Raw genomic sequence first — 18,143 nt, 5'->3', positions numbered from 1 at the left:
CACACGAGTTGTCCACGGGCAAGGGCTCCCGACCACGGTCGGGAGCCCTTGCCCGTCGCCGGGTCGGCCATCATCGACGGCATGGGGGACGACTTCGGGAAGAGCGAGATTCAGAAGCTGGTCGACGATCGGGCCGGCTTGGTCACACAGGCGGAGCTGACTGCACTGGGGGTGGGCCGTGGAGCGGTCCGGCATCTGCTCGATACGGGACGGTGGCAACGTGTCCTGCAGGGCGTGTATGCCGTCAGCAGCGGACCGTTGACGCGGACCATGGTGCTCGAGGCGGCCCTGCTGTATGGGGGCGGAGCGGCGATGCTCAGTCACCGGACCGCGGCGGAGGTGTGGGGCATGCTTCCGGTCGACGACACCGCACCGGTTCACCTCACCGTTCCCGTGGGGAAGTCGGCGCTGCCGCAGCGAGCCACGGTGCGGGCACCAGGACGGAAAGCGAAGCTGCCGGTGTCGAAGCCGACTGCCGTTCTCCATCCGGGGGTAGTCGTGCACCGGTCACGGGCACACGCACACATCGGCGTCGATCGGTACTTGCCGCGCACGACCAAGGTCGACACCGCACTGGATCTGGCCACTGCGCAACCGTCGCCGCGGGAGGCGTACCTGTCGCTGATCGCCACCGTGACGAACGCCGGCATCCGACTGGCCGATGTGCGTCTGCGACTCGAGGAACGACCGCCGTATCGGTATCGGAGTTCGCTGGCAGAGGCGGTGACGTTGCTCGCAGACGGGGTGCAGTCCGTGCTCGAGTACCACTACGCGATCGACGTCGAGCGTGCACACGCTCTGCCCGTGGCGCGCCGGCAGAGTCCGGTCGTCGTGGACGGCAGGACCCTGTACGAGGACTGCACGTACGACGGCGCCGGATGCCCGCTCACGGTGCGGTTGGACGGCAGGTGGGTCCATTCGATGCGCGAAGTCGCCTTCCGTGACCGGCGCCGCGACAACGCCGCCGAGCTGGCCGGCCGGTCGCGACTGGTCTTCGGATATCGGGAGGTGGCGTCGTCGCCGTGCGACGTCGCGCGGGAGGTCGAGACGGTACTGACCCGGCTGGGCTGGGTCCGGGACGAGCCGAACCCCTGCAGCTGCCGTGCGCGGTTCTGGTAGCGGGCACTACCAGAACCACGCACGGGCGGCGGAGCCGCCTAGGCCACCCACCAAGGGCGCAGCGGGACGTTCGGCTCCTGGTCCGGGCCCAGCTTGACGGCCAGGACGTGGTGCAGCTGAACGACGTTGCGTTCGAAGCCGAGGCGGGAGCCGGCCATGTACAGGCCCCAGACGCGGGCGGTGCCCTCGCCGACCTCGGCGACGCAGGCGTCCCAGTCGGCGACGAGGTTCTCGCACCAGCCCTTCAGGGTCAGCGCGTAGTGCTGGCGCAGATTCTCCTCGTGCAGCACCTCGAAGCCCACGTCCTGGACCTCGGTGATGATGCGGCCCGAGCCGGTGAGCTCGCCGTCGGGGAAGACGTACCGGTCGATGAAGCCCCCGGCCTTCACAGGACCGCGGTTGACCGGGCGGGTGATGCAGTGGTTGAGCAGCAGCCCACCCTCGCGCAGCTTCTCGTGCAGCCGCCGGAAGTACGCCGGGTAGTTCTGCACGCCGATGTGCTCGGTCAGCCCGATCGACGAGATCGCGTCGAAGCCGGTCTCGGGCACGTCGCGGTAGTCGGAGAAGCGGACCTCGGCGAGGTCGGTGAGTCCCTCCTCGACGATGGCCTTCTGCGCCCACTCGGCCTGCTCACGCGACAGGGTGACGCCGAGCACCTTGACGCCGCGCCGCGCCGCGTACCGGACCATCCCGCCCCAGCCGCAGCCGATGTCGAGAAGCCGGTCCCCGGGCTGCAGCCGCAGCTTCTCGAAGACGAGGCGGTACTTGTTCTCCTGCGCGTCCTCGAGGCTTTGCGTCTCCGAGTCGAACAGGGCGCACGTGTACGTCATGGAGGGGCCGAGGACGCGCTCGTAGAACGCGTTGGAGACGTCGTAGTGGTGGTGGATCACCTCGGCGTCGCGGCTGCGCGAGTGCCGCAGGCCCTCGGCGAACCGGCGCCAGCGCGGCAGGTGCTCCTGCGGGGGCGGCGCGATGGGCTTGAGCGTCTCCAAGCCCAGCGAGCGCGCGATCTGGGCGAGCGTCAGTGCCGGCGGGCGCTGGAAGTGCAGGTCGCCCAGGGCCTTCAGGAGCTCGTACGGGTTGCCGGGGTGGACGCCCTCGGCCTCGAGGTCACCGGAGACGTAGGCGCGTGCCATGCCGAGGTCGCCGGGGGCCGTCGCCAGGTAGGTCGTGCCGCGCGTCGAGGTCAACCGCAGGCCGTACGGGGCGTCCGTGGGGCCGGCGCTGGAGCCGTCGTACGCGGTGAACCGCACCGGCAGCTCGCCGCCGGTCACGGTCTCGAGGATCTGGGCGAGGGTGAGCCGGCCGTCGTTCGTGCGTGGTTCTCGCAACGTGGTCATCTGTTGTGCACCGCCTTCGAGAAGAGGTCCAGCAAACGGGATTCGGGATCGTACCGCTTCTTCAGGGCGGGATAGTCCCCGCCGCCGTAGTAGAGCTGCTCGAACTCCGCGCGCGCATAGTACGAGTCGGAGTACAGCGATTTGTGCCCGTCGAGCTCGGCGACCTTGTGTTCGATGCGACGGTTCGCCGCGCCTTCGATCTCGCCGGGAACGGTCGGCACCGACGACCAGAAGCCGATGTTGACGTAGGTGCGCTTCGGCTCGAGCGGGTACAGGGGCCACGGGCGCTGGACATCGCCCGCTGCGGGTCCGTTCTCGCGTAACCGCAAGGGGCACAACCACACCGGATCGATCGGTATCTCGTCGAGGAACCAGCGCAGGAACTCCGCGGTCCGCTCGATCGGCACCTCGATGTCCTGCACGACGCGTTCGCGCGGCAGGTTGCCCTTGCGTCGCTCGATGCGGTCGGCGATACCGTAGCGGTGGTCGAGGGCGATCAGCTTCCAATAGAAGCTGCTGCGGAGCAGGTGCTTCGGCCACAGCCGCCGGATCCGGGGGTTCTGGGCGCCGAAGGCGCGCGAGCACCAGAACCAGTCGGTGTCCCACCGCCACAGGTAGTCCCGGATGGTGAGACGGTCGGTCCTGGGATGGTTGACGGACGCGTGCTGGATGGAGCGGTAGTAGATGTGCTCGCCGGTGTAGTCGCTGACCGGGCCGGGTGCGTCGGTCTGCGTGCCGACGGTCAGGTAGGACTCGGTCGCGGAGAACATCACTCCGTCGAGATAGTCGACCGGCACCCCGGCGTGCACCCGTTCGGTGGCGATGCGGTCGAGAGCGGACTGCATCTCGTCGAGCGAGTCGAACCGCAGGTGCCGCAGCGCCACGAACGGTTTCACCGGCTCGAGCTCGATGCGCAGGCGCGTCGCGTATCCGAGGGTGCCGTAGGAATTGGGGAAGCCGTGGAACAGATCCGCGTGCTCGCCGTCGGGAGTGGCGGTGACGATCTCGCCGGCCCCGGTGAGAATGTCCATCTCGAGCACCGACTCGTGCGGCAGGCCGTTGCGGAAGGAGGTCGACTCGATGCCGAGCCCGGTGACCGCCCCGCCGAGGGTGATCGTCTTCAGCTGCGGCACCACAAGGGGCGCGAGGCCGTGGGGGAGCGTCGCGTCGACCAGATCCTCGTAGGTGCACATGCCGGCGACGTCGGCGGTGCGCGCGGCGGGGTCGACGGAGACGACCCCGCCGAGGCCGGACACGTCGAGGCCCGGCGCGTCCACCCGGGCCCGGGCCCGGAACAGGTTGGAGGTCTTCTTGGCCAGGCGCACAGGGGCGTCGGCTGGGATGGCGCGGTAGGAGCGCAACAGACGCTCGACACCGGCCCGGTGGGCGGATTCTCCGCTCGGGGCTACGACTGACTTCGGCTTCTGCATACGACTCCCTGGGGCGACGCGCCGGTGGCGATCTTCACAATAGCCCCGCGGGCCCGGCCGGGCGCGACGATGAAGCAGGCAGGATGGGACTCGGTGACGGCCGCGACGTGAGCGGCCCACGAGACACAGGAGGAACAGTGGGACAGGTAAGCGCCAGCAGTTCGATTCAGCTCGCCGCAGCGCCGGAGCGGGTGCTCGAGGCCCTCGCGGACTACGAGTCGGTGCGTCCGCGCATCCTCACCGAGCAGTACCGCGACTACCGGGTGCTCTCGGGTGGCCGCGGCGACGGCACGGTCGTGCACTGGATCCTGCAGGCGACGAAGAAGCGGGCCCGCGACGTCGAGGCGCGAGTGGCGGTGTCGGGTAGCACGATCACCGAGCGGGACGCGAACTCGTCCCTGGTGACCACGTGGAGCGTGGTGCCCAACGGCACCGGTTCGACCGTGGTGACGTTGACTGAGTGGAAGGGCGCGGGTGGCGTCGGCGGCTTCTTCGAGAAGACCTTCGCGCCGCTCGGGCTGCGCAAGATCCAGGAGCAGGTGCTGGCGAACCTGAAGCGCGAGCTGGACTAGAGAGCCTCGGCCGGTTCGCCGGCGAACGCGACGATCCCGGCGACGACGGCGGTGGCGTAGCGCTGCCGCCCATCGGGGCCGGTCATCGTCGCGGCGTCCGCCGCGTTGCGCATGTTGCCGAACTCGACCAGCACGGACGGCCGTCGGGCCAGGTTGAGCCCGGCCAGGTCGTCGCGGCCGAGCAGGCCGTCGGTGCCGAGGTAGGTGGACGGGGTCAGGCCCGCATCGACGAGGGCGTCGCGCACGGCGGTGGCGAGAGCGACGGACGGGCCGGCCTGCACCTCGTTGAGCGGGGGCGCCGAGTAGTTGACGTGGAAGCCGTGGCCGTCGGCCGGCCCGCCGTCGGCGTGCAGGCTGACCACGACGTCCGCGCCGGAGGCGTTGGCCTCCTCGGCGCGACGGTCCACGCAGGCGGCGACGGACGTGTCGTCGGGCCGGCTGAGCAGCACGTGCGCGCCGAGCCGCTCGAGTTCGGCGCGCACGAGCGTGGCCACGTCCCAGTTGAAGGTGTGCTCCGCGTAGCCGGAGTCGGTGCTGGTGCCGGTGGTCTGGCAGTTCTTGGTGCCGCCGCGACCGGTGGGCACCTGGGTGGCGATGCTCGCGTCGTTGGCGCCGTTGTGGCCGGGATCGAGGAAGACGGTGCGACCGGCCAGCGGCAGGTCCTGGTTCGCGGTCGCGGGCAGTCCCGGCAGGGACAGGGCCAGCACGCAGGTGGCGGCGACGGTGATCCGGCGGGACAGTCCACGCACGCGCATGCCGTCACGGTACCGGGGACGGACTACCCTGAGTTGCGAAATCCCGCGGAAAGGACATGCCTTGGAACCCGGTGGAATGCCCGACATGCAGCAGCTCCTCGCGCAGGCGCAGCAGATGCAGCAGCAGCTGATGGCCGCCCAGGCGGAGATGGCGCAGGCGGAGGTGACCGGCCAGGCCGGTGGCGGCCTGGTGACGGCGACGGTGAAGGGGACCGGCGAGGTCGTCGGCCTGCACATCGACCCGAAAGTCGTGGACCCCGAGGACGTGGAGACGCTGCAGGACCTGGTGATCGGCGCGATCGCCGACGCGTCGGCGAAGGCGCAGGAGATCGCCTCCGAGAAGCTCGGCCCACTGGCCGGCGGGCTGGGCGGCGGCATCCCCGGTCTGCCCGGCTTCTAGAGGAGTCACGTGTACGAGGGACCGGTCCAGGACCTGATCGACGAGCTCGGCAAGCTGCCGGGCATCGGTCCGAAGAGCGCCCAGCGCATCGCGTTCCACCTGTTGTCGCTCGAGCCGCCGGAGATCGACCGGCTGCAGGCGGCCCTGCAGCAGGTGCGCGACGGCGTCCGGTTCTGCGAGGTGTGCGGCACGGTGTCGGATCAGGAGCGTTGCCGGATCTGTTCCGATCCGCGCCGGGACCGCACCCAGATCTGTGTGGTCGAGGAGCCGAAGGACGTGCAGGCCATCGAGCGCACCCGCGAGTTCCGGGGCCGCTACCACGTGCTCGGCGGCGCGCTCGATCCGCTCAGCGGCATCGGGCCGGACCAGCTGCGGATCCGCGAGCTGCTCACCCGCATCGGCAACCAGGAGGACGGCGTCGACGTCGCCGAGGTGATCATCGCGACGGACCCCAACACGGAGGGCGAGGCCACCGCGACGTACCTCGTGCGGATGCTGCGGGACTTCCCCGGCCTGACGGTGACGCGGCTGGCGTCCGGTCTGCCCATGGGGGGCGACCTCGAGTTCGCCGACGAGCTGACCCTCGGCCGGGCGCTCTCGGGCCGACGCACACTGTGACGGCGCCGAGGCGCACCGGGGAGCAGACGCGCCGCCGGATCCTCGACGCGGCGGGCATGGCGTTCGCGACGCGCCCGTACCGCGAGATCACCCTCAAGGACATCGCCGAGGACGCCGGGGTCAGCGCGCCGCTGATCATCAAGTACTTCGGCTCCAAGGAGCAGCTGTTCGACGCCCTGGTCGACTTCCAGGAGGCGGCGCGGGTGCTGTTCGACGGCCCGCTCGGGGAGCTGGGGGAGCGGATGGTCTCGATGCTGGCCCGGCCGCTCGAGCCGTACAAGCCGCTCTCGATGAACATCCTGTTCATGAGCGGGGCGAGCGAGGAGAGCAACCGCACACTCCGGGAGAACTACTCGAAGCAGATGATCGACGCGCTCGCCGCGCGGTTGCCCGGTCCGGACGCGCGGCTGCGCGCGGAGCTGGCGATGTCGATGGTGATGGGGCTGGCGATCATGCGGCGCCGGATGCTGGGGGAGCGGGCCACCGGTTCGGTGCCGGACGTGGTGGCGCGGTACGCGCCGCTGGTGCAGGAGCTGCTCGACGGGGCGGAGTGACAGACGGTCCGGGGTGAGACGCGGGTCACCTCTGTTGCGGGGTAAACGGCTATTCACTTAGCCTAGTAAACAATTATTCACCCCACGCGGAGGAGGACCGATGGCGTACGTGTCCACCCACCCCCTCCGGCTGCGCGGGTCCCGGCCGGACCGGCCCCTCGCTGCGGCGTCCGCCGGTGGGTCGGGAACGGCCGTCGCGCCCCGGCCGTCGCGTTTCGTCTTCCCGATCCTCGCGGTCGGGGCGATCTTCCAGGCGATCATGCAGACGGTCATGGTGCCGCTGCTGCCGAGCATGCCGGCCCTGACGGGCGCCGGCACCACGGCCGTGTCGTGGCTGGTGACGACCACGCTGCTCGTCGGGGCCGTGATGACCCCGATCTTCGGGCGGCTCGCCGACATGATCGGCAAGAAGCGCATGCTGCTCGTCGCCCTGGTCCTGATGACCGTCGGGTCGCTGCTCTGCGCGATCAGTTCGAACATCGCGGTGCTCATCACCGCCCGCGGCCTGCAGGGCGCGGGCGCCGCGATCATCCCGATCGGCATGTCGATCCTGCGCGAGGAACTGCCCAGGGAACGGATCGGACGGGCGATCGCCCTGCTCAGCTCCACGCTCGGCCTGGGCACCGCCCTGGGCATCCCGTTCGCCGCGGCCATCGTCCAGTTCGCGGACTGGCACGTGCTGTTCTGGGTCACCACCGCGATCGGCGCGGCGGTGATGACCGCGGCCGCGATGTTCATCCGGGAGTCCCGCACCCGCACCGGCGGCCGGTTCGACGGCGTCGGCGCGGTCGGCCTGACCGCCGCGCTGGTGAGCCTGCTCGTCCCGATCACACAGGGCAGCACCTGGGGCTGGACCAGCCCGGCCGTGCTGTCGATGTTCGCCGCCGCCGTGGTCCTGTTCGGACTGTGGGGCTTCCAGCAGTTGCGCAACCGCAACCCCCTCGTGGATCTGCGGGTCTCGGCGCGGCGCACCGTCCTGATGCCGCACCTGGCCGCCCTGCTGGTCGGGTTCGCGTTCTACGGCAACACCCTCATCACCACGCAGCTGCTGCAGGCCGACCCGGACCGCGGCGCCGGTTACGGGCTGCCGATCCTGCTCGCGGCCCTGTGCCAGCTGCCGGCGAGCTTCGCGATGATGTCGTTCTCCCTCGTCGCGGCGCGGTTGTCCGACCGGTGGGGAACGAAGGTCCCCATGCTGGCCGGCGCACTGTTCCTGCTGTGCGGATACTCGCTGCATGCGGTGCCGGACAAGCCGCTGTGGTCGGTGGTGGTGGCGCTCGGCGTCGCCGCCATCGGCACCACCCTCGTGTACTGCACGCTGCCGGTGCTGATCATGGGCGCGGTCCCGCTGGAGCAGACCGCCGCGGCGAACGGTGTCAACGTGCTGCTGCGCACCACGGGCAGCACCGTGTGCAGCGCGGTGGTCGCGACCGTTCTCGCGGCGCATCTGTCGAACGGGGGCATCACCACGGCGGGATTCTCGATCGCCTACCTGGTGTGCGCGACGTGCGCGGTGGTGGTGTTCGTCGCCGCGCTCGCCCTGCCGGCGGCGAACCGGCGTCCCGCCGAGCACGTCGCCGAGGTGCCCGCCGGGTGACGCACGCCGGCCCGCCGCCCCTCCCGGGCGGCAGGCCGGCGCCCTCCCCTCCCCCCCCGGATCAGTACCCCACGCCGAGATCCCGGGGGCGGTAGCCCTCCGGATATCCCGGATAGGTGCGGTTGTTGGGGTTGCTCGCCGCCCGCGAGAGCCGTCGCTTGGGCAGCCGGCGCACCACCGCGGACCGGGCGCGCAGCGCGGCCTCCGCGACCGCCCGGACCCGCGCAGAGCCCTGCGGGAACCCGAACGCCGCGGCCATCCGCTCGTCGATCAGCGCGTACACCGCGGTGGCGACGGCGGGTGCGAGCGCCTTCGGATACCACGACTGGAACAGCCGCAGGGTGTAGGTGCCGATGCGGTGGTTGTCGTCGCTGTAGGTGAAGTGCTCGTCCTCGTAGTCCAGCTTGAACCGCTGGAACTCCTGGTAGGACTCCGGAATGTCCTTGATGCCCATCCGGATTCCCACCTGCCGGTAGAAGTGGAACGAGGCGAGGCGCTCGTGCGGGTGCAGACGCCGCCAGCCGTAGCGGTCGATCCAGTCGATCGGGTCGTAGACGAACGTCGAGAGCACGTAGAGCATGTCGTCGTTGTCGATCGAGTACCTGCCGTGCATCCGGTTGACGTTGCGCAGCGACTCGCGGCCCCGATCGGAGTCGTAGCCGTGCTCGACGAGCTCGGACATCAGGATCGCGGTGTCGTCGTAGCGTTTCTGCGGGCGGTGCTCGAACTCGCCGGTGCGGGCCAGCAGCGCGGAGATGCTCGGCACGCAGTAGGTACGGAACAGCGCGAACTCGAGCGACCGCTGGTAGTCCCACGGGAACTCGTAGCCCGCGGTGATCCGCAGGATGTCCTGATGGTGGGTCACCGGGTCCAGGCCCTCGATCACCTTCAGCCAGCCGAACCGGCCGAGCCCGGCGTGCGGGTCCCGGTTCGGCGCCGGGAAGGTGGTGGCCTTCTCCGTCCGGGCGTCGGGGCGGGCGGCGACGGACGCGCCGCGCGTGCGTTCCTGGGTGCGGTCGGGGGAGGTCGACGTCATCGGTGTCACCGCCCGTGCCGGGTCTTGAGCATCCACGCGGCGATCTTCATGTCCCGCGCGGTGCGCTCGAGCGTGAGCAGGTTCAGCGGGGCCCGGAACCTCTCGACGGTCACCGACTTGGGCCGGCTGAATTCGCGCAGGCCGTCGGCGCCGTGGATGCGGCCGAACCCGGATTCGCCGATGCCGCCGAACGGCAGCGACGGGATGCCCGCGAAGCCGAGCACCGAGTTCACCGACACCATGCCGGTGCGCAATCGGTCGGCGATCTTGCGGCCGCGGGAGCGGTCCTTGGTGAACACCGACGCGCCGAGGCCGTAGTCGGTGGCGTTGGCGCGCTCGACGGCCTCGTCGAGATCGCGCACCTTGTTGACCACCACCGTCGGGCCGAAGGTCTCCTCGCACACGGCGGAGGACCGCTCCGGCACGTCGGTGAGGATCACCGGGTCGACGTAGCGGTCGTGCACCGACTCGCGACCGCCGACGACGGCCTCGGCGCCGTGATCGAGGGCGTCGTCGATCTGGCCGCGCACGATGTCGATCTGCCGGGGCAGCGTCATCGGGCCGTAGCTGGCGTCGTCGGTGCCGCCGGGGCGCACCCGCTCGATGGTGGCGGTGAGCTTGTCGAGGAACTGCCGGTAGACCGGCTCGACGACGTAGATGCGTTCGACGCCGGCGCAGGTCTGGCCCGCATTCCCGAACGCGCCGAACGCGGCCATCTCCACGGCCTTGTCGAGGTCGGCGTCCTCGGCGACGATCATCGCGTCCTTGCCGCCGCACTCGGCGACGAGCGGGGTGAGGGTCTCGGCGCACACGGCCATGACCTTGCGGGCGGTGGCGCCGGAGCCGGTGAAGGCGATCTTGTCGACACCGGAGCGGGCGAGTGCCGCGCCGGCCTCGCCGAGGCCGGTGATCACCTGGAACACCGGCTGCGTGGGAGCGAGCGCGTTCCACTTCTGCTCGAGCCACCTGCCCACGCCCGGGGTCAGTTCGGACGGCTTGAACACGACGGCGTTGCCGGCGGCGAGGGCGTAGGAGATCGAGCCCATCGGGGTGTAGACCGGGTAGTTCCACGGCCCGATGACGCCGATCACGCCGAGCGGCTGGTACTCGAGGGTGGCCTGCTGGTTGGCGCTGGCGAGGCCGGACGGCACCCTGCGGGGGCGCAGCACCTTCTTGGCGTTGCGGGCGGCCCAGTCGAGGTGCTCGATCGCGAGCATCACCTCGAGGAAGGCGTCGCCGCGCGGCTTGCCGGTCTCGGCGGAGACGACGGCCGCGAGGGCCTCGGCGTCGGCGGCGACGGCCTTCTTGAACTCGAGCAGCCAGTCCCGGCGGCCGCGGAAGCCCTGGGCGGCCCACCAGCGGGCGGCCGACCGGGCGCGGTCGACGGCGGCGGCCACGTCGGTGGCGTCGGCGATCGGGTACTCCGCGAGGACGGAACCGTCGCGCGGGTCGAGGCTGGTGAACGTGGCGGACGGGGGAGCGGGCGACGGCGTGCCGGGGGTGCTGAGGTCCTGGGTCATGGAGTGACGCTTCCTTCACTGGGTCGCATCAAATATATTTGATGTGATTCACTGTCGTGGATCTCACACTAGGCGGCGCGCCCGGCGTCGACAACCCCCCACTACTTGTCCAGGCCAGGAGGCCGATCCCATGCACACCAACCTCACCGAGTTCACTCCGGAGCAGCAGGACTTCGCGGCGGCCGTCGCCGACTTCTGCCGCCGTGAGGTGGGCACCCGCGCCCAGCGCGACGCCCTCACCGACCACGGCACGCACAGCCACAGCCAGGAGCTGTACCGGAAGATGGCCGACCTCGGCTGGCTCGGCGTGACCGTCCCCGAGGAGTTCGGCGGATCCGCCGGCAGCACGGTCGACCTGTGCATCCTGCTTGAGCAGACCACGCGCGGCATGGCCCCCATCGGCGGCATCGGCCCCACCCTCATCACCGGCGCCGCCTACGAGAAGTTCGGCACGCAAGCGCAGAAGGAAACCGTGCTCGGGGGCATCGTCGAGGGCCGGTCCCAGTCCATCTCCATGTCCGAGCCCGAGGCCGGTTCCGACGTCGGCGCCCTGACCTGCCGCGCCGAGAAGGTCGACGACGGTTGGCTGATCAACGGCCAGAAGACCTGGTGCTCCAACGCGCACTTCGCCGACAACATCCTGCTCGTCGCCCGCACCGACCGCAGCGGCGCCAAGCACCAGGGCCTGACCATGTTCCATCTGCCGGCCGGCACGCCGGGCCTGAAGATCAGCGGCATCGACACCATGGGCGGCAAGGAGGTCAACGACCTCTACCTCACCGACGTGCGCCTGCCGGAGGACGCCGTCGTCGGCGAGGTCGGCAACGGCTGGACCCAGTTGATGGCCGGGCTGAACACCGAGCGGCTCATCCTGGCCGCGATGATGCTCGGCACCGCGCAGCGCGCCTTCGACGACGCCCTGCAGTTCGTCACCGAACGCAAGCAGTTCGGCCGCCCGGTCGGCACGTTCCAGGCGATCCGTCACCGGGTCGCGGACCTGGCCACCGAAATCGAGGCGACCCGGCTGCTGGTGTACCGCGTCGCGCGCCTCGTCGACGCCAACCCGGGCACGCTGTTCCCGCGCGAGGCGTCCATGGTCAAGCTCAAGGCCACCGAGGTCGCGAAGAAGACTGCCCTCGAAGGCATGCAGATGATGGGTGGCTACGGGTACGCCACCGAATTCGACATGGAACACCACGTGCGCAGGACGATCGTGTCGACGATCTTCGGCGGCACCAACGAGATCCAGCGCGACATCATCGGCAAGAGCTACGGGCTGTAGACCGATGACGGCACCGGCCCGAGCGTCGCGCGGACTACGGCGACGGCCCCAGCTCTCCGAGGAGGTCGCGACCCACCTGCGCGGACTCATCATCTCCGGTGCGCTGCGGCCCGGCGACTTCGTGCGTCTCGACGAGACCGCCGCCGAACTCGGGGTCAGCGTCACCCCGGTCCGGGAGGCGCTGCTGACGCTGCGCGGCGAGGGCTTGGTGCAGTCGGTACCCAACCGCGGCTACGTCGTCTCGCCGCTCGACCGGGGCGACGTGGCCGACATCTTCTGGCTGCAGAAGCAGATCGCGGTGGAACTGGCCCTGCGCGCGCTGCGCTCCGCGGAACCCGCGGACCTCGAGCGGTTGAGCGCCCTGAACGATGCGCTGTGCCTGGCCGTCGAGTCCGGAGAGGCACAGCGGATCGCCGACGCGGAGTTCGAGTTCCACCGGGACCTGAACCGGATCGCGGCCAGTCCGAAGCTCGCCTGGTTTCTCTACTGTGCGGCGCGCTACACCCCGTACCGGCTCTACGCGGCGGATCCGGGTTGGGGCCGGCTCGCTGTCGCGTCGCACGCCCGGCTGATCGACGCGTTCCGCAGGGGGGACCGCGCCGAGGTGATCGCGCAGACCGAGGTGCAGTTCGACGACGCGGTGGCCCGGTTGCTGGCCCACCTGGACCGGATCGCACCTCGCAGCTGACCCGCACCCCGGGTGGCGGTGGTTGCGGTGGTCGTGAGGGCCGAATGTCACATTCCTTCGATCAGACCGAAGTGATGTGACATTCGGCCACTGCCAACGGGATCGGGCGCTACAGCGCGACGTCGCGTTCGAGGCCGAACCAGTAGTGTTCGCCCGCGTCGAAGACGAGCTTGCCCTTGCCGTTCATGACCCCGACGAGCGTGTCGTCGTCGGCCTTCTTGAAGTGGTCGAACACGGGCATGCCGTCGTAGACCATCGTGGCGGTGACCTCGCCGCGGAACCGGATCTCCCACAGGCTCGCCTCGCCGCGCCCGGTGTCGACGTCGGAGAAGAGTTCCCCGTTCGCGTCGTAGCACAGCAGCGGCTGCACGTCGTCGGCGGCGGCGAACTGCTTGCCGTACCACCGGGCCCGGCCGAGGCGGGTGTGGGTCCGGTGGCCGGTGTCGAAACTGAATCCGCGCCAGCGATATCCGACGAGATCGCCGAGGCGGGCGGGCTCCAGACGCGTCCACAGGGCGTCGAGTTCGCGCGGGGAGATCACGTCGGTCCGGCTGCGCAGTGCGGCCAGCTCGTCGGCCACGGTCATGGTCACTCCTGAGGGTCGAAGGTGAGTACTGCCTTGACGACGTCGCCGGCCCGGACGTCGGCGAGCGCCTCGTCGAATCGTTCGAACGGGAAGGTGCGGATCAGTTTCTCCACCGGGAACGAGCCCTGCTGCCACAGGCGGACGAGTTCGGGGAGGAACACGTGCGGGTCGGCGTCCCCCTCGATCACCCCGGTGAGGGTGCGCCCGTTGAGCAGATGCGTCTGGTCGACGGTGACCGGATTCCGGCCGGCGCGCAGTCCCAGCGTGGCACAGGTGCCGGGGATCGTGAGCGAGGCCAGTGCCTGCCGGATCACCGCTTCGGTACCGACGGCTTCGACGGCGTGATCGACGCCCCCACCGGTGATCTCGCGGATCCGCCGGCCGGGGTCGGTGTGCTCGTCGGGGTTCAGTGTCTCCGTCGCACCGAGTTCGCGGGCGAGCGCGTGCCGCCGCGGGTTCGGGTCGACGCCGACGACGGTGCCGCACCCGGCGATCCGGGCGGCCATGACGGCGGCCATGCCGACCGCGCCGAGACCGAACACGGCGATCGACGAGCCGGGTTCGGGCCGCAGGACCCGCAGCACCGCTCCGGCGCCGGTCTGCAACCCGCAGCCCAGCGGTCCGGCCGGGACGAGCGGAACGTCGTCCGGCAGGCGCACGGCGTTGCGTTCGGTGGCAATCGCGAGGGATGCGAACGACGACTGTCCGAACCAGTTCCCGTGCAGGGGCGCCCCCGACGCGTCGCGCAGGGTGGTCGAGCCGTCCGCGCGACGGCCGCCGTAGTTGAGCGGGGCGAAGCGGGTGCAGTAGGCCGGCCGGCCGCGCGCGCAGTTGCGGCACGTGCGGCACGAGTCGAATCCGAGCACCACCGGGTCGCCGACGTCGAGATCGGTGACGTCGGGGCCGATCTCGACGACGGTGCCCGCACCCTCGTGCCCGAGGACGGCCGGCAGCGGGATCGGGACCCCGCCGGCGGCGGCGGTGAGATCGGTGTGGCAGATGCCGACGCCACCGATCCGGACGAGGACCTCGTCGGGCCGCAGCGGCGGCAACTCGATCGGCTCCGCCCGCGGCGTCGTCCCGTAGTCGCGCAGTACCGCCGCGGTGGCCGTGTGCGTCACGAGTTCGCCTCCCGCGGGGCGCTGTTGCCGAGGAGGGTGACCAGCATCAGTTGCTGCACCCGGCTCTCGTTGGACGGGGTGGGTTCGAAGTGCATCAGCCGGCCTATGTCGAGCACGAGGTTCAGCGCGGCATGGACCAGGAATCGGCACTCGACCGCGGACAGGCCCGGCCGGACGTCGGCGAGCAGACGGGCCCATTCCTCGACGTTGAGCCGCTGGATGTTGCGCAGGTCGGTGCGGTGGGCGGCGGGCAGGCTGCCGATCTCCGTGAAGTACACCGACATCAGCTCGCTCTGGGCGAAGGACAACCGGACGTACACGTCGGTGAGGGCGCGCAGCGCCTCGGCCGGAGACGTGGAGTCGGCCAGCGCGGTGTTCACGGCGACGGAGAGCCGGTCCGCGGCCCGGTGGAAGGCCGCGGCGAGCAGGTCGGACTTGCTCGCGAAGTGCCGGTAGACCCCGGAGGCGTTGATGCCGGCCGCGGCGCCGATCTCCTCGATGCTCACGTCGTGGTACCCCCGGGCGTGGAACAGCAGGATCGCCTCGTGCAGCAGCACCTCGCGTTTGTTGGCGACGGCGAGGCCGGGGGTCCGGGCGGCCGCGGCGCGCGACGGGCCGGCCGCCTCGAGCCGGACCGCGGCCACCGACCGGCACGCGTCCAGCAGCAACCGCTCGATCCGGCGGTTGGACAGCGGCGCCCGATGGGCGGTGATGCTGCCGACGACGCTGAGCATGGCGGCGCTGAGCAACACGTTGTCCGGCTCCGGCAGGTCCGGGCGCAGGGCGGCCAGGGCGGCGCCGACACGGCGGTTGACGCCCCAGATCACGCTGCGGACCTCGCTGCGGTCCTCGGCCGTCAGGTAGCGGTTCTCCCACCGGTAGAGCCCGGCGGTGCGACGGCACTCGACGGTGGTGCGGATCGCGGCGAGCAGCAGCCGGTCGAGCCACTCGGCGGGGTCGTCCACCGCGTCCTCGTCCGCCTCGGCGACGGCCGTGCCGAGCGTCGTGCCCAGGCTCAGCGCGGCGTCCCGGAACAGCGCGTACTTGTTGGGGAAGTGCCGATAGAGGGCGGGGCCGGAAATGCCGACCGCGGCGGCGATCTCGTCGATCCCGACGCCGTGGTAACCGCGTTCGCTGAACGCTTCCGCCGCGACCGCGGCGATCTGTGCCTTGCGGTTCTTCGGCCGCCGTCGCGGAGCCGGTGCCGCCTCGGTCGACGTGCGGGCGGTCGACCGTGTCCGCGTCCCCCGCGAACCGGTCCGGGTCTGCTCCGCCACCGTACCTCCATCCATGCCGGGCGTGGTCCCGGCAGCCTATCGCAAACGTTAGCGCCCAGCACCATATCCGCGGCGGCGAATTCCCTCGGGCCGCTCCGTGGAAAGGCCTGCGGAGAGCCCTTGACAAACAAGACCGCACACCGCGAAAGTTAACGGGAATTCTTGAAGTCATCGCGGTACCCGGCGCTGCGCCGGACGTGTCCGTCCCCTGCGCTCGCGGCGCAGGTCCAGGATCCGAGGAGGTCCAGTGAGAACCCGATTCACCGAGGCATTCGGGGTCGAGCACCCCATCGTCCAGGGCGGGATGATGTGGGTCGGTCGCGCCGAGCTCGTCGCCGCCGTGGCCGAATCCGGCGCCCTGGGATTCCTGACCGCGCTCACCCAGCCGACGCCCGAGGACCTCCTGAAGGAGATCGCCCGGACCCGCGAGCTCACCGACAAGCCCTTCGGCGTCAATCTGACGATCCTGCCGTCGATCACCCCGCCGCCGTACGCCGAGTACCGGCAGGCCATCATCGAGTCGGGCATCAAGATCGTCGAGACCGCCGGCTCCAACCCGGTCGACCATCTGCCCCACCTGAAGGACGCCGGCGTCAAGGTCGTCCACAAGTGCACGAGCGTGCGGCACGCGCTCAAGGCGGAACGGGTCGGCGTCGACGCCGTCAGCATCGACGGGTTCGAGTGCGCCGGTCATCCCGGCGAGGACGACGTGCCCGGCCTCGTCCTGATCCCCGCGGCCACCCGGCAACTGCAGATCCCGGTGATCGCCTCGGGCGGCATCGCCGACGCGCGCGGCCTCGTCGCGGCGCTCGCCCTGGGCGCGGACGGGATCAACATGGGGACCCGGTTCATGTGCACCGTCGAGTCGCCCGTCGCACACGCGGTCAAGGAACAGATCGTCGCCAACACCGAACGCGACACCAGGCTCATCTTCCGCACCCTCCACAACACCGCCCGCGTGGCGGCGAACTCGATCAGCGCGGAGGTCGTCGAGATCGAATCGCGCGGAGCCGAGTTCGGCGACATTGCGCACCTCGTCGCCGGGGCGCGTGGCCGGAAGGTGTTCGAGGACGGCGATCTCGAGGCGGGCATCTGGACGGCCGGGCAGAGCCAGGGCCTGATCGACGACATCCCGACCGTGGCCGAACTCGTCGACCGCATGGTGACCGAGGCGGAGTCGATCATCGAGGACCGGCTCCGCGGATTCGTCGGACAGGGGGTCCGGGCATGAGTACGCCGACCGTCGAGGGGCTGCGGTCGGAACTCGCCGACGGCATCCTGCGTCTGACCATCGACCGGCCGAAGCGGATGAACGCCGTGGACCTGCCGACCATGCGGGCGCTCGGCGCCGCGCTGGACGAGGCCGGCGCCGATCCCCGGGTTCGCACCGTCGTCCTCACCGGCGAGGGGAGCGCGTTCTGTACCGGAGCCGATATCGCTGCGGCGGCGACGAACCCGGCCGACCCGTCCGAGGTCATGGACGCCGCGAACGCGGTGATCCGATCCATCGCGACGGTTCCGGTGCCGGTGATCGCCGCCGTCAACGGCCCGGCCGCGGGGGTGGGTGTGTCGATGGCTGTCGCGGCGGACCTCACCTACGCCACGGAGAGCGCCTACTTCCTGCTGTCGTTCGTGAACATGGGGCTGATGCCCGACGGCGGCGCGAGCCTGCTCGTTCCTGCCGCGGTCGGACGTGCGCGGGCCGCGGAGATGGCGTTGCTCGGCGAGCGGGTCTCGGCCGCGGACGCCGACCGGTTCGGCCTCGTCGCGCGCACGCTGCCCGACGCGGAGTTCGCCGCGCACGTCGACGCCGTGGCGGCCCGGACGGCGACCACGCCGCGGCGCGCCGTCGCGCTGACCAAGCGGGCCCTCGCCGCCGCGACGCTCGGCCGGCTCGACGACGCGCTGGCACGGGAGAAGAGCGGCCAGACGGAGCTGCTCGCCTCGGCGGACTTCGCCGAGGCGGCCATGGCCATGCTCGAGAAGCGCCCACCCCGATTCTCCTGACGATCGCTCGCATACTTCCAGGCCCGGGTGCCCGGGCCGCCGAGGGGCGGGTCTGCGCCGATGATCTCTGTTATACCCCTGGGCAGCAGTAACATTAATGCCGGAGAGCGGTCCCGTGCTGCGTGCACCCGCCCCTGCATCGACGGTCAGATCGAATGAGAATTTCGATTAACAAAGTGGTGGCCGAATGTGGCCGATGCCTGTAATGTGCCTCACATCGAGAACCGGGATCGCGTCCCGT

18 protein-coding genes are annotated in these 18,143 nt (G+C 70.6%); 10 read left to right on the top strand and 8 right to left on the bottom strand.

Translation table 11 applies throughout. The features are described from left to right. Positions 1-81 precede the first annotated feature (81 nt). Positions 82-1,119 carry a type IV toxin-antitoxin system AbiEi family antitoxin domain-containing protein gene (locus A4U64_RS22255; RefSeq protein ID WP_065923560.1) on the top strand — a complete coding sequence of 346 codons (1,038 nt, stop codon included), beginning with the start codon at positions 82-84 and terminating at the stop codon, positions 1,117-1,119. Between the two features lie 38 nt (positions 1,120-1,157). Here A4U64_RS22255 and A4U64_RS22250 read toward each other — a convergent pair whose 3' ends face one another. Both A4U64_RS22250 and A4U64_RS22245 read right to left on the bottom strand, forming a co-directional pair. Then, on the bottom strand, positions 1,158-2,459 hold the full coding sequence (locus A4U64_RS22250) for a class I SAM-dependent methyltransferase (protein ID WP_065923124.1): 1,302 nt from the start codon (positions 2,457-2,459) through the stop codon (positions 1,158-1,160). After that, a complete protein-coding gene (locus tag A4U64_RS22245; protein ID WP_065923123.1) occupies positions 2,456-3,889 on the bottom strand; it encodes an FAD-binding oxidoreductase in 1,434 nt (477 codons plus the stop codon). Before A4U64_RS22245 ends, A4U64_RS22250 begins: the two co-directional genes overlap by 4 nt. Before the next feature lie 137 nt (positions 3,890-4,026). On the opposite strand from A4U64_RS22245, the gene A4U64_RS22240 reads away from it, so the two are divergent. Next, positions 4,027-4,461: an SRPBCC family protein gene (locus tag A4U64_RS22240; protein WP_050034468.1), complete on the top strand. Its 435-nt coding sequence runs from the start codon at positions 4,027-4,029 to the stop codon at positions 4,459-4,461. Here the strand turns inward: A4U64_RS22240 and A4U64_RS22235 are convergent. After that, positions 4,458-5,216 carry an Rv3717 family N-acetylmuramoyl-L-alanine amidase gene (locus A4U64_RS22235; protein ID WP_082120184.1) on the bottom strand — a complete coding sequence of 253 codons (759 nt, stop codon included), beginning with the start codon at positions 5,214-5,216 and terminating at the stop codon, positions 4,458-4,460. The genes A4U64_RS22240 and A4U64_RS22235 overlap by 4 nt on opposite strands. 76 nt (positions 5,217-5,292) lie before the next feature. Here A4U64_RS22235 and A4U64_RS22230 point away from each other — a divergent pair, with 76 nt between their 5' ends. The 4 genes from A4U64_RS22230 to A4U64_RS22215 all read left to right on the top strand — a co-directional run bounded on the left by A4U64_RS22230 (position 5,293) and on the right by A4U64_RS22215 (position 8,385). Continuing rightward, complete coding sequence (locus A4U64_RS22230; protein ID WP_050034469.1) at positions 5,293-5,616, top strand: YbaB/EbfC family nucleoid-associated protein; 324 nt, start codon at positions 5,293-5,295, stop codon at positions 5,614-5,616. Between the two features lie 9 nt (positions 5,617-5,625). Then, entirely contained in the window at positions 5,626-6,234 is a 609-nt protein-coding gene (gene recR, locus A4U64_RS22225) for a recombination mediator RecR (protein ID WP_006947462.1), read from the top strand. Positions 6,235-6,290: 56 nt separating this feature from the next. Further along, positions 6,291-6,788 (top strand): TetR/AcrR family transcriptional regulator, encoded by a 498-nt coding sequence (locus A4U64_RS22220; RefSeq protein ID WP_202916827.1) that lies wholly within the window; start codon positions 6,291-6,293, stop codon positions 6,786-6,788. A 100-nt stretch (positions 6,789-6,888) separates the two neighbouring features. Then, on the top strand, positions 6,889-8,385 hold the full coding sequence (locus tag A4U64_RS22215; RefSeq protein ID WP_050034470.1) for an MFS transporter: 1,497 nt from the start codon (positions 6,889-6,891) through the stop codon (positions 8,383-8,385). Positions 8,386-8,446: 61 nt separating this feature from the next. Here A4U64_RS22215 and A4U64_RS22210 read toward each other — a convergent pair whose 3' ends face one another. Both A4U64_RS22210 and A4U64_RS22205 read right to left on the bottom strand, forming a co-directional pair. Next, entirely contained in the window at positions 8,447-9,457 is a 1,011-nt protein-coding gene (locus A4U64_RS22210; RefSeq protein ID WP_006947466.1) for an oxygenase MpaB family protein, read from the bottom strand. Next, positions 9,427-10,941, bottom strand: coding sequence for an aldehyde dehydrogenase family protein (locus tag A4U64_RS22205; protein WP_029547138.1), 1,515 nt, complete (start codon positions 10,939-10,941; stop codon positions 9,427-9,429). The genes A4U64_RS22210 and A4U64_RS22205 overlap by 31 nt, the downstream gene beginning before the upstream one ends. A gap of 130 nt (positions 10,942-11,071) precedes the next feature. Here A4U64_RS22205 and A4U64_RS22200 point away from each other — a divergent pair, with 130 nt between their 5' ends. Then, the gene (locus A4U64_RS22200; RefSeq protein ID WP_029547139.1) at positions 11,072-12,223 is read left to right on the top strand and encodes an acyl-CoA dehydrogenase family protein; all 1,152 of its coding nucleotides are present in this window, start codon (positions 11,072-11,074) and stop codon (positions 12,221-12,223) included. A gap of 4 nt (positions 12,224-12,227) precedes the next feature. Continuing rightward, positions 12,228-12,911, top strand: a complete 684-nt coding sequence (locus tag A4U64_RS22195; protein ID WP_006947472.1) for a GntR family transcriptional regulator — start codon at positions 12,228-12,230, stop codon at positions 12,909-12,911. A 109-nt stretch (positions 12,912-13,020) separates the two neighbouring features. On the opposite strand, the gene A4U64_RS22190 is transcribed toward A4U64_RS22195, so the two are convergent. The 3 genes from A4U64_RS22190 to A4U64_RS22180 are packed head-to-tail and all read right to left on the bottom strand — an operon-like array spanning position 13,021 to position 15,895. Next, entirely contained in the window at positions 13,021-13,497 is a 477-nt protein-coding gene (locus tag A4U64_RS22190; protein WP_006947474.1) for a DUF4334 domain-containing protein, read from the bottom strand. A 2-nt stretch (positions 13,498-13,499) separates the two neighbouring features. Then, positions 13,500-14,618: an NAD(P)-dependent alcohol dehydrogenase gene (locus A4U64_RS22185; protein ID WP_084648676.1), complete on the bottom strand. Its 1,119-nt coding sequence runs from the start codon at positions 14,616-14,618 to the stop codon at positions 13,500-13,502. Then, the gene (locus tag A4U64_RS22180; protein WP_065923122.1) at positions 14,615-15,895 is read right to left on the bottom strand and encodes a TetR/AcrR family transcriptional regulator; all 1,281 of its coding nucleotides are present in this window, start codon (positions 15,893-15,895) and stop codon (positions 14,615-14,617) included. The genes A4U64_RS22185 and A4U64_RS22180 overlap by 4 nt, the downstream gene beginning before the upstream one ends. 247 nt (positions 15,896-16,142) lie before the next feature. Between A4U64_RS22180 and A4U64_RS22175 the strand changes: the two genes are divergently transcribed. Both A4U64_RS22175 and A4U64_RS22170 read left to right on the top strand, forming a co-directional pair. After that, complete coding sequence (locus A4U64_RS22175) at positions 16,143-17,126, top strand: NAD(P)H-dependent flavin oxidoreductase (RefSeq protein ID WP_084648675.1); 984 nt, start codon at positions 16,143-16,145, stop codon at positions 17,124-17,126. Further along, entirely contained in the window at positions 17,123-17,902 is a 780-nt protein-coding gene (locus A4U64_RS22170) for an enoyl-CoA hydratase (RefSeq protein ID WP_006947482.1), read from the top strand. The genes A4U64_RS22175 and A4U64_RS22170 overlap by 4 nt, the downstream gene beginning before the upstream one ends. The last annotated feature ends 241 nt before the right edge of the window (positions 17,903-18,143 follow it).

Source organism: Rhodococcus sp. WB1 (genome assembly GCF_001700945.1).
Classification (GTDB): Bacteria; Actinomycetota; Actinomycetes; order Mycobacteriales; family Mycobacteriaceae; genus Rhodococcus; species Rhodococcus aetherivorans.
This window is presented reverse-complemented; position numbering and strand designations above follow the sequence as displayed.

Bases quoted from the DNA above. Each gene is read 5' to 3' on its own strand.
- A4U64_RS22255 (WP_065923560.1), top strand. From the start codon at position 82: ATGGGGGACGACTTCGGGAAGAGCGAGATTCAGAAGCTGGTCGACGAT.
- A4U64_RS22250 (WP_065923124.1), bottom strand. From the start codon at position 2,459: ATGACCACGTTGCGAGAACCACGCACGAACGACGGCCGGCTCACCCTC.
- A4U64_RS22245 (WP_065923123.1), bottom strand. From the start codon at position 3,889: ATGCAGAAGCCGAAGTCAGTCGTAGCCCCGAGCGGAGAATCCGCCCAC.
- A4U64_RS22235 (WP_082120184.1), bottom strand. From the start codon at position 5,216: ATGCGCGTGCGTGGACTGTCCCGCCGGATCACCGTCGCCGCCACCTGC.
- A4U64_RS22230 (WP_050034469.1), top strand. From the start codon at position 5,293: ATGCCCGACATGCAGCAGCTCCTCGCGCAGGCGCAGCAGATGCAGCAG.
- A4U64_RS22220 (WP_202916827.1), top strand. From the start codon at position 6,291: ATGGCGTTCGCGACGCGCCCGTACCGCGAGATCACCCTCAAGGACATC.
- A4U64_RS22215 (WP_050034470.1), top strand. From the start codon at position 6,889: ATGGCGTACGTGTCCACCCACCCCCTCCGGCTGCGCGGGTCCCGGCCG.
- A4U64_RS22205 (WP_029547138.1), bottom strand. From the start codon at position 10,941: ATGACCCAGGACCTCAGCACCCCCGGCACGCCGTCGCCCGCTCCCCCG.
- A4U64_RS22200 (WP_029547139.1), top strand. From the start codon at position 11,072: ATGCACACCAACCTCACCGAGTTCACTCCGGAGCAGCAGGACTTCGCG.
- A4U64_RS22195 (WP_006947472.1), top strand. From the start codon at position 12,228: ATGACGGCACCGGCCCGAGCGTCGCGCGGACTACGGCGACGGCCCCAG.
- A4U64_RS22190 (WP_006947474.1), bottom strand. From the start codon at position 13,497: ATGACCGTGGCCGACGAGCTGGCCGCACTGCGCAGCCGGACCGACGTG.
- A4U64_RS22170 (WP_006947482.1), top strand. From the start codon at position 17,123: ATGAGTACGCCGACCGTCGAGGGGCTGCGGTCGGAACTCGCCGACGGC.